The organism is Curvibacter delicatus NBRC 14919, assembly GCF_001592265.1.
Lineage (GTDB): Bacteria > Pseudomonadota > Gammaproteobacteria > Burkholderiales > Burkholderiaceae_C > Hylemonella > Hylemonella delicata.
The window spans coordinates 140,057-148,984 of record NZ_BCWP01000005.1; the positions used below are offsets into that span (position 1 = coordinate 140,057).

An 8,928-nucleotide genomic window follows, 5' to 3' on the forward strand; every position below is an offset into this window, starting at 1 on the left:
TTCAATAGCCTTTTGTTGGATCCACGATACCGGCAATCGATTCCCCGCGCTCCAGGCGGGCGATCTTGGCGGCGATCTGTGCCACGCTCTCGTCGCGCAGCGTGCGTGCCGCGGTGTGCGGTGTGACGGTGATCTTCGGATGGCGCCAGAACGGGTGCCCGGCCGGCAGTGGTTCCTGGCGGAACACGTCGAGCGTGGCGCCGGCCAGGTGACCGTTGTCGAGCAACGGAATCAGGTCTTCCTCCACCAGATGTCCGCCGCGCGCCACGTTGATCAGGTAGCCACCGGGCCGCAGCTGCGCCAGCGTCTGGCGGTTCAGGATGCCCTCGGTCTCGGCCGTCAGCGGCAACAGGCACACCAGTACCCGCGTCTCCGCCAGGAATTCGCCGAACTGCTCCGCACCGGCATAAGACCGCACGCCATGAACCTGCCGGGGCGAGCGGCTCCAGCCGACCACGGGAAACTCGAAGGCCTGCACCGCGCGCGCCACGCGCTGGCCCAGCACGCCCAGCCCCATGATGCCGACGGAGAAATCCTGCCGCAGGCGCGGGCGCCGGAACGACCACTTGCCCTGCGCCACGTCCTGCGCGTAAAGATCGAATTCGCGGAAGTGGCGGATCAGCGCATGCACCACATACTCGGCCATCTGGACCGACATGCCGGCATCGTCCAGCCGCACCAGCTGGGTGGCCGGCTGAACCCTGAGCTGCGTCAGGGCATCAACCCCCGCCCCCAGATTGAACAGCGCCTTGAGGCCGGGCTGCTCATCGAGAAACGCCTGCGGCGGCGCCCAGACCACGGCGTAGTCGCCCGGCGGCGCGCCCGGCGCCCAGACCGCCACTTCGGCCTGCGGCAGGGCCGCGCGCAAGGCAGCCAGCCAAGGCTCGGCTTTGAAATCGGTACAACAGAAATAGATCTTCATGCGCCGAGCTTAAAGGCAGCCATGCGTGCCGCCGCGTCACGCAGCCGACAGTTTGAGCAGCTCGGCGCCTTCGGCCACCTGATCGCCCGGTGCGTACAGCAGCTCGGCCACCACGCCGTCAACTGGCGCGGCAATGGTGTGCTCCATCTTCATGGCTTCCATCACCGCCAGCACCTGGCCCTTGGTCACCTTGTCGCCGGCCGACACGGCAAACGACACCACCTTGCCCGGCATTGGCGCCGTCAGGCGGCCGCCCTCGGCCTGGGTCTCGCCGGCATGGGCCAGCGCATCAAGCACCGTGATCTGCGTCGCACCCTGCGGCAGGAAGACATGGGCCACGTCGCCGCCGCGCAGCACCTGCACACGCTGGCGCTGGCCGGCGAACAACAGGTCGATGCCATCGCCCTGCATGGCCATCTGCAACGGGCCAGTTGTCTCGCCCGCCTGCAGTTGCAAGGTGCCGTCATGCCCGTAAGTCAGCACAGCGGTGTGCGGCTCGCCATGAAACTCGAAGTCGAAATAACGCTGCGTCAGGCCGTGCGAACGCCAGCCGTCGCGCTGCGCCCAGGGGTCGACCCAGCCGGCGGCAGTCACGCTGGCCTGCTCCTGCAGCAGGGTGTGTGCCACCACACTGGCGGCGGCCAGCGGCAAGCCCACTTTCTCCTGATTGAACAACGCGGCCGATTCGCGCACGATCAACGCGGTATCAAGGTCGGCCTCGGCAAAAGAGTGGCTCTGCGCCACATGGCGCAGGAACTGCACATTGGTGCTCAGGCCGACGATGCGCGTGGCCGCCAGCGCGGCATCGAGCCGGGCCAGCGCCTGTTCGCGCGTCTCGCCGTGCACGATGAGCTTGGCCACCATCGAGTCGTAGAATGGGCTGATGGTGTCACCCTCACGCACGCCGGAATCAACGCGTACATCACTGCGTTCGAACGTGCTGCAGGCCGGCAGGCCATAGACCTGCAGCGTGCCGGTGGCCGGCAGGAAATGGTTGTCCGGGTTCTCGGCACAGATGCGTGCCTCGATGGCGTGGCCGTGGATCTTCAGTTGCTCCTGCTGCAAGGGCAGCGGCTCACCGGCGGCCACACGCAGCTGCCACTCCACCAGGTCCAGCCCGGTAATGGCTTCTGTCACTGGGTGCTCGACCTGCAGCCGCGTGTTCATCTCCATGAAGAAGAAATTCATCTTGCCGTCGCGCTGCTCGACGATGAATTCCACCGTGCCGGCACCGACGTAGTTGACCGCGCGCGCCGCCGCCACCGCCGCCTGGCCCATCTGCTGGCGCATCTCCGGCGTCATGCCAGGCGCCGGCGCTTCCTCCAGCACCTTCTGATGCCGGCGCTGCACCGAGCAGTCGCGCTCGAACAGGTAGACACAGTTGCCCTGCGTGTCGCCGAACACCTGGATCTCGATGTGGCGCGGCCGCAGCACGTATTTCTCGATCAGCACTGCCGCGTCGCCGAAGCTGTTGATCGCCTCGCGCTGGCACGACGCCAGCGAGGCCTCGAAGTCTTCGCGTTTTTCCACCACGCGCATGCCCTTGCCGCCGCCGCCCGCACTGGCCTTGATCAGGACGGGATAGCCAATGCGGTCCGCCTCGTGCTGCAGCAGTTTGGTGTCCTGGTCCGCGCCGTGATAACCCGGCACCAGCGGCACACCGGCTTTCTCCATCAGTCGCTTGGACTCGGCCTTCAGACCCATGGCCAGAATGGCGGAGGCGGGCGGGCCGATGAAGACCAGCCCGGCCGCAGCACAGGCCTGGGCAAAGGCCTCGTTCTCGCTCAGGAAACCGTAGCCCGGGTGGATGGCCTGCGCGCCGGTGGCCTGGGCCGCTTCGATGATGCGCTCCCAGCGCAGGTAGCTCTCGGCTGGCGCGCTGCCGCCGATGTGCACCGCCTCGTCGCACACGCTGACGTGTTTGGCGTTGGCATCGGCATCGGAATAAACCGCCACGGTGCGGATGCCCATGCGCTTCGCAGTCGCCGCGACACGGCAGGCAATCTCCCCACGATTCGCAATCAGAATTTTCTTGAACATGTGCTTATCCCCTTACATCCGGAACACGCCGAACTTGGTATCCGGAATTGGCGCATTGAGCGCAGCGCTCAGACCCAGCGCCAGCACGCGCCGCGTGTCGGCCGGGTCGATCACGCCGTCGTCCCACAGGCGGGCTGTGGCGTAGTAGGGATGGCCCTGGGCCTCGTACTGGTTGCGGATCGGCGCTTTGAAGGCCTCTTCCTCTTCCATGCTCCACTGGCCGCCCTTGGCCTCAATGCCGTCGCGCTTGACGGTAGCCAGCACGCTGGCGGCCTGCTCGCCGCCCATGACCGAGATGCGCGCGTTCGGCCACATCCAGAGGAAACGCGGGTTGAAGGCGCGGCCGCACATGCCGTAGTTGCCGGCGCCGAACGAGCCGCCGATGATGACGGTGAACTTGGGCACCTGGGCGGTGGACACCGCCGTCACCATCTTGGCGCCGTTGCGCGCAATGCCCTCGTTCTCGTATTTGCGCCCGACCATGAAGCCGGTGATGTTCTGCAGGAACACCAGCGGGATCTTGCGCTGGCAGCACAGCTCGATGAAGTGCGCGCCCTTGAGGGCCGACTCGCTGAACAGGATGCCGTTGTTGGCGACGATGCCCACCGGCATGCCTTCGATGCGGGCGAAGCCGCACACCAGCGTGGTGCCGTAGCGCGCCTTGAACTCGTCGAACTCCGAGCCGTCGACGATGCGGGCGATGATCTCGCGCACGTCGAAGGGCTTGCGGGTGTCGATCGGGATCACGCCATACAGCTCCTCTGCTGCAAATTTAGGAGCTAGCGGCGCAGCCGTGACAAGGCTCTGGGCCTTGTTTTTGTTCAAATTCTTGACCGCAGCACGCACCAGTGCCAGCGCGTGCAGGTCATTCTGCGCCAGGTGGTCGGCCACGCCGGACAGGCGCGTGTGCACGTCGCCGCCGCCCAGGTCCTCCGCCGTCACCACCTCGCCGGTGGCCGCCTTCACCAGCGGCGGGCCGCCGAGGAAGATGGTGCCCTGGTTCTTGACGATGATGGCCTCGTCGCTCATGGCCGGCACGTAGGCGCCGCCGGCGGTACACGAACCCATGACCACGGCGATCTGGGCAATGCCCAACGCGCTCATGTTGGCCTGGTTGTAGAAGATGCGGCCAAAGTGGTCGCGGTCCGGGAACACGTCATCCTGGTTTGGCAGGTTGGCGCCGCCCGAGTCCACCAGGTAGATGCAGGGCAGGCCGTTCTGCTGCGCCACCTCCTGCGCCCGCAGGTGTTTTTTCACCGTCATCGGGTAATAGGTGCCGCCCTTCACCGTGGCGTCGTTGCAGACGATCATGCAGTCCACGCCGCTGACACGGCCGATACCGGCGATCAGGCCTGCACAGGGCGCTTCGTCGTTGTACATGGCGTAGGCCGCCAGCGGTGACAGCTCCAGGAACGGCGAGCCGGGGTCGAGCAGGCGCTGCACGCGTTCGCGCGGCAGCAGCTTGCCGCGGGCCGTGTGCTTGGCGCGTGCCGCCTCGCCGCCACCTTGGGCTACCTTGCCCACCTGGGCGTTGAGGTCGTCCACCAAGGCGCGCATGGCCGAGGCGTTGGCCTGGAAGTCGGCCGAACGGGCGTTGAGTTTGCTTTCCAGAATCGGCATGGCTGTGCTTTCTGAACACCCGCCGGCACCACACCGGACGGAGTTGACGTTTACGTAAACGTCAATTGTGGCAGATTTCAGCCCAGGACTGACGGCAAATCCGCCATGTCGCGAAACACCTCGACGGCACCGGCACGCCGGAACACCTCGGCGTCGCCCTGCGGCACATAGGCGAACACCGTGGCGCCAGCCGCCACGCCGGCGGCAACACCGGTCAGCGTGTCCTCCACCACGGCGCAGCGTTGCGGCGGCGCGGCCAGGGCTGCAGCGGCCGCGAGGTAAACGTCCGGGTGCGGTTTGGAGCGCGGCATCTCGTGGCCGCTGAAGATGCGGCCGGCAAAGTAGTCGAGCAGGCCAACCTTGCGCAACTGCAGCTCGACCTTGTGGCGGTCAGCGCCGGAGGCGCAGGCGATGCGCGCGTCATGCCGGGCATGGATCTCATGCACCGCCGCTTGTGCATTGGCGATGACGGTCAGCTCGGCCTCCAGCGCGGCATTGCGCCGGGTTCGGAAACCGGCCAGCCAGTCTTCGGTCAGCGGCTGGCCGGTGTGCTGCTCGATGCGGGCCCGCTCGTCCTTGACCGCCTTGCCGACAAAGATGGACCAGCACGCCTCGGCCGTCAGTTCCCAGCCGCGCTCGGCCAGCATGTCGCGCAGCACGCGGTTGACGATGGGCTCGGAGTCCACCAGCACGCCATCACAGTCGAACAGGATTGCCTCAAACCGCATCACGCCCAATCACTATCAATTTGATAGCTGCCAGCGCAGTATCCATGAGATCCAGGCATCGATTTCATTGATGATCGCCGTCGACGTAATACCAGCGACCGTCCTCGCGCACAAAGCGGCTGCGCTCGTGCAGGCGCACGGCGCGGCCGGACGGCTCGCGCAACCGGGCCACGAACTCGACCTCGGCATGGCCATCGTCGATCACCCGGTGCTTGCGTACCTCCAGCCCCAGCCATTTGGCACCCGCATCGAAGCTCACCCGCGACGGCCGCTTGCTGGTTTGCCAGGTAGCCAACAGGTAGTCGGCCCGCTCCCGCACGAAGGCCGTGTAACGCGAACGCATCAGCGCCTCGGCATCGGGCGCCGGCGTGCCGTCAAAATCGTCAACGTAGCGGCCACAGCAGTCCGCATACGGCAGCCCGCGGCCGGCGGCGTCAAGCCGCCCGCAGGGACAGGCCGCCACGTCAGCCACCCTTCTTCGCCTTGCGCTCTTCCAGCGTCTCGACCGGACCGCCCTGCTTGACCCACTCGGCGAAACCGCCGTCGATGTGGGCCACGTTGGTCATGCCCATGTCCTGCAGCGTCTTGGTGGCCAGCGCGCTACGCCAGCCGGCGCCGCAGAACAGGATGAAGTGTTTGCTCTCGTCGGCCCACATCGGCTTGTGGTACGGCGACTCGGGATCGACCCAGAACTCCAGCATGCAGCGCGGCGCATGGGTGCTGCCGGTGACGGTGCCGTCCTTCAGCTCGCGCACGTCGCGAATGTCGACGATGTGCACTTTCGGATCGTCCAGCATGGCCAGTACCTCGGGCACGGTGTAGGTCTTGACCTGGGCCATGGCCTCGTCGACGAGGGCGCGGAATCCTTTGGTGATGGGCATGGTGTGTCTCCGGAATGGGAAGGTGCGGCCCTGATGAGGTCGCCCGGGAAGCTGGCTGAAATTGTCGCATGGCCGGCCGCCAAGAACGCGACTCAAGCCACCGGACCAGGCGCACTGCGCGCGCCTCCCATCTGAAGTATCATCGCCGCCGACTTGAGTTCAGAGACATGGCAAACGAAGTGGGATCCATCAGACAGGCAGGCGCCTCCACCGCAGTCAAGGGGCTGGTGAGCAGCCGGCCGCTGACGCCCCGCGTCTCGACCTACGACCCCTACGCCGACGCCCAGGCCAAGCGGCAGGCCAAGGCCGAGCAGATGCAGATCATCCTCAACACCATGGGCCAGCCCACCGGCCGGCTGATCAGCTTCGTCGTCTGACGGCAGCCAAAGCGCGCCAGCGGCTCAGGCCAGTGCGCGCTGGATCAGGATCTTCTGCACGTCACTGGTGCCTTCATAGATCTGGCACACCCGCACGTCGCGGTAGATGCGCTCGACCGGAAAGTCGCTCACATAACCGTAGCCGCCCAGCGTCTGGATGGCGGTGCTGCACACCGCTTCAGCCATCTCGCTGGCAAACAGCTTGGCCATGGCCGCTTCCTTCAGACAGGGCCGGCCGGCATCACGCAACGCCGCGGCGTGCCAGACCAGCTGGCGCGCCGCTTCGATCTTGGTCGCGCACTCGGCCAGGCGAAAACCGACCGCCTGGTGGTTGAAAATCGGCTGGCCGAAGCTCTCACGCTGCTTCGCGTAGTCGAGCGCCACCTCGAAGGCGCTGCGCGCCATGCCGATGCTTTGCGCCGCAATGCCGATGCGTCCGCCTTCCAAGGCGCCGAGTGCGATCTTGTAGCCCTCGCCCTCGTTGCCGATCAGGTTCTCGGCCGGAATGCGGCAGTTGTCGAAATTGATCTGCGCCGTGTCGCTGCTGTGCTGGCCCAGCTTGTCTTCCAGCCGCGCCACCACATACCCCGGCGCATCGGTCGGCACCAGGAAGGCGCTCATGCCTTTCTTGCCGGCGCCCTTGTCGGTGACGGCAATCACGATCGCCACGTCGCCGTTCTGGCCGCTGGTGATGAACTGCTTGACGCCGTTGATCACATACCCGTCGCCGTCTTTCTCGGCCGTGGTGCGCAGCGAGGAGGCATCGGAGCCGACGTGCGGCTCGGTCAGGCAGAAGGCACCGAGCAGCTGACCCTGCGCCAGTGGCGTGAGCCACTGCTTCTTCTGCTGCGCGTTGCCGTAACGCATGAGGATGGCATTCACCGGGCAGTTGGTGACAGAAATCGCCGTGCTGGTGCCACCGTCACCGGCGGCAATCTCTTCCAGCACCAGCGCCAGTGTCAGGTAATCCAGGTTGGCTCCGCCAAATTCTTCCGGCACGCAGATGCCGTAGGCGCCCAGCGCGGCCAGGCCCTGGTGCGCCTCTTTCGGGAAATGGTGTTCCTTGTCCCAGCGCGCCGCGTTCGGCCACAACTCCTGTTTGGCAAACGCGCGCACCGCGTCGCGGATCATTTCCTGGTCTTGGGTCAGCAGCATGGGCTTGTCTCGCTTGTCTTGTTCAATTGACGTTTACGTCAACGTCAATTATGCCCCTGCCGCCGGCGCGGCCGTCAGAACGTGTCGTAACGCCGGCCGTCGTGATGCAGGAAGGCGCCCTTGTGCTCCGGCCTCAGGCCGGCCAAGGTGCGGCGCATGGCGGCCACGCTCTCCTGCACCGACAAAGGGGCGGCGGCACCGCCCATGTCGGTGCGCACCCAGCCCGGGCACAGCGCCACCAGGATGGCCCCCGGGTAGTCGTGCTGCGCGGCGACCACCGCCATGTTGAGTGCCGCCTTGCTGACGCGGTAGGTCCAGCCGAAGCTGGACTCCACGGCACCGATCTGTCCCATGCCGCTGGTGATGAAAGCGAACTTGCCGCCCTGGCGCGAAGCCGCCACCAGCGGCGCTACTTGCGGGATGGCCTGCATGGCGCCCAGCACATTGGTGTGCATGATGCGATCAAACTCGGGTTGCGTCGGCGGCGTGTCGGCGCCGCTGGTGCTGTAGACGCCGGCCACGTAGAGCGCCAGGTCGATCTCTTCGCCATCAAGCTGCCAAGCCAGGCCGCTGATGCTGGCCGGGTCGGCCACGTCGAGTTTGAGGGCCGTGGCGCCGAGCTCGCGCAAGCGCGCCAACCCGGTCGCATCACGCGCGGTGGCAATCACACGCTCACCCGCTTCGGCGTATTGCCGCACAAACTCCAGGCCAATGCCACGGGAAGCGCCAATGACCAGGATCGTTGCCATGTGCGCTTTCAGAGCCGGAAGGTACCGACCAGCTGGTTCAGGTGCTGGGCCTGTTCACGCAGACTCATGGCGGCAGCGGTGGACTCCTCCACCAGCGCGGCATTCTGCTGCGTGGCCTGGTCCATCTGCGTCACTGCTTCACCCACCTGCGCCACACCCTGACTCTGTTCGGAGCTGGCGGCACTGATCTCGCCCATGATGTCGGTCACGCGGCGGATCGAGGCCACCACCTCGCTCATGGTGCTGCCCGCCTGGTCCACCAGGGCGCTTCCTTGTTCGACGCGCTCCACGCTGTCGGTGATCAGGGTCTTGATTTCCTTGGCGGCTTCGGCACTGCGGCCAGCCAAGCTGCGCACCTCGCTGGCCACCACGGCAAAGCCGCGGCCCTGTTCGCCGGCACGGGCGGCTTCGACCGCCGCATTCAAGGCCAGGATGTTGGTCTGGAAGGCGATGCCA

At 66.3% G+C, this 8,928-nt stretch carries 10 protein-coding genes; 1 reads left to right on the forward strand and 9 read right to left on the reverse strand.

The annotated features are described in order from the left end of the window. Position 1: 1 nt before the first annotated feature. The 6 genes from CDE01S_RS04345 to CDE01S_RS04370 form a co-directional block, all read right to left on the reverse strand. On the reverse strand, positions 2-922 hold the full coding sequence (locus CDE01S_RS04345; RefSeq protein ID WP_066704263.1) for a 2-hydroxyacid dehydrogenase: 921 nt from the start codon (positions 920-922) through the stop codon (positions 2-4). 36 nt (positions 923-958) lie between these two features. Beyond that, positions 959-2,962 (reverse strand): acetyl/propionyl/methylcrotonyl-CoA carboxylase subunit alpha, encoded by a 2,004-nt coding sequence (locus CDE01S_RS04350; RefSeq protein ID WP_066704266.1) that lies wholly within the window; start codon positions 2,960-2,962, stop codon positions 959-961. 12 nt (positions 2,963-2,974) lie between these two features. Further along, positions 2,975-4,582: a carboxyl transferase domain-containing protein gene (locus CDE01S_RS04355; protein ID WP_066704269.1), complete on the reverse strand. Its 1,608-nt coding sequence runs from the start codon at positions 4,580-4,582 to the stop codon at positions 2,975-2,977. A gap of 77 nt (positions 4,583-4,659) precedes the next feature. Then, positions 4,660-5,310 (reverse strand): HAD family hydrolase, encoded by a 651-nt coding sequence (locus CDE01S_RS04360; RefSeq protein WP_066704272.1) that lies wholly within the window; start codon positions 5,308-5,310, stop codon positions 4,660-4,662. A 64-nt stretch (positions 5,311-5,374) separates the two neighbouring features. Next, positions 5,375-5,782: a YchJ family protein gene (locus CDE01S_RS04365; RefSeq protein WP_066704275.1), complete on the reverse strand. Its 408-nt coding sequence runs from the start codon at positions 5,780-5,782 to the stop codon at positions 5,375-5,377. Further along, a complete protein-coding gene (locus CDE01S_RS04370) occupies positions 5,775-6,191 on the reverse strand; it encodes a rhodanese-like domain-containing protein (protein ID WP_066704278.1) in 417 nt (138 codons plus the stop codon). Before CDE01S_RS04370 ends, CDE01S_RS04365 begins: the two co-directional genes overlap by 8 nt. 167 nt (positions 6,192-6,358) lie before the next feature. Between CDE01S_RS04370 and CDE01S_RS04375 the strand changes: the two genes are divergently transcribed. Continuing rightward, complete coding sequence (locus tag CDE01S_RS04375; protein WP_066704281.1) at positions 6,359-6,568, forward strand: hypothetical protein; 210 nt, start codon at positions 6,359-6,361, stop codon at positions 6,566-6,568. 24 nt (positions 6,569-6,592) lie between these two features. On the opposite strand, the gene CDE01S_RS04380 is transcribed toward CDE01S_RS04375, so the two are convergent. The 3 genes from CDE01S_RS04380 to CDE01S_RS04390 form a co-directional block, all read right to left on the reverse strand. Then, entirely contained in the window at positions 6,593-7,723 is a 1,131-nt protein-coding gene (locus CDE01S_RS04380) for an acyl-CoA dehydrogenase family protein (protein WP_066704283.1), read from the reverse strand. A 74-nt stretch (positions 7,724-7,797) separates the two neighbouring features. Continuing rightward, complete coding sequence (locus CDE01S_RS04385) at positions 7,798-8,472, reverse strand: SDR family oxidoreductase (RefSeq protein WP_066704286.1); 675 nt, start codon at positions 8,470-8,472, stop codon at positions 7,798-7,800. Between the two features lie 8 nt (positions 8,473-8,480). Continuing rightward, a partial coding sequence (locus tag CDE01S_RS04390) for a methyl-accepting chemotaxis protein (protein WP_245636106.1) occupies positions 8,481-8,928 on the reverse strand: 448 nt, incomplete at its 5' end.

Coding starts and splice junctions, on each gene's coding strand:
- CDE01S_RS04370 (WP_066704278.1), bottom strand. CDS start 6,191: ATGCCCATCACCAAAGGATTCCGCGCCCTCGTCGACGAGGCCATGGCC.
- CDE01S_RS04385 (WP_066704286.1), bottom strand. CDS start 8,472: ATGGCAACGATCCTGGTCATTGGCGCTTCCCGTGGCATTGGCCTGGAG.
- CDE01S_RS04360 (WP_066704272.1), bottom strand. CDS start 5,310: ATGCGGTTTGAGGCAATCCTGTTCGACTGTGATGGCGTGCTGGTGGAC.
- CDE01S_RS04375 (WP_066704281.1), top strand. CDS start 6,359: ATGGCAAACGAAGTGGGATCCATCAGACAGGCAGGCGCCTCCACCGCA.
- CDE01S_RS04380 (WP_066704283.1), bottom strand. CDS start 7,723: ATGCTGCTGACCCAAGACCAGGAAATGATCCGCGACGCGGTGCGCGCG.
- CDE01S_RS04355 (WP_066704269.1), bottom strand. CDS start 4,582: ATGCCGATTCTGGAAAGCAAACTCAACGCCCGTTCGGCCGACTTCCAG.
- CDE01S_RS04345 (WP_066704263.1), bottom strand. CDS start 922: ATGAAGATCTATTTCTGTTGTACCGATTTCAAAGCCGAGCCTTGGCTG.
- CDE01S_RS04350 (WP_066704266.1), bottom strand. CDS start 2,962: ATGTTCAAGAAAATTCTGATTGCGAATCGTGGGGAGATTGCCTGCCGT.